At 70.4% G+C, this 253-nt stretch carries 1 protein-coding gene; it reads right to left on the bottom strand.

Annotated features, from left to right (window positions below; translation table 11 throughout):
• Positions 1–253: zinc-binding dehydrogenase (locus tag B3446_RS18805; protein ID WP_291384017.1), on the bottom strand; the 253-nt coding region annotated here is incomplete at both ends.

Genomic DNA, 253 nt, shown 5'->3' with positions numbered 1-253 from the left:
GGCCAAAGAAAAACCCATGCAGGGCAATGTTCTTCACAAGCAGCAGGTTCAGCGGCACATCCGGGATGCGGCCGCTGGCGAAACCCACCGACACCATGCGGGCATTGGCCGCCGCGGCGCGCACGCTGCGTTCGAAGGCGTCGCCGCCCACCGCGTCCAGCACCACGTCAGCGCCGCGCCCGTCGCTGGCCGCCTTGACGGCCTGCGGCATGGACTCGTCAGCGGCGAACGCCTGCACCGCGCCCGCGTCCAG

The sequence above is a fragment of the Achromobacter sp. UBA5777 genome, assembly GCF_002418565.1.
Taxonomy (GTDB): Bacteria; Pseudomonadota; Gammaproteobacteria; order Burkholderiales; family Burkholderiaceae_B; genus Achromobacter; species Achromobacter animicus.
Note: the sequence above shows the minus strand (reverse complement) of the source record. Positions and strands in the feature narration are given on the sequence as shown.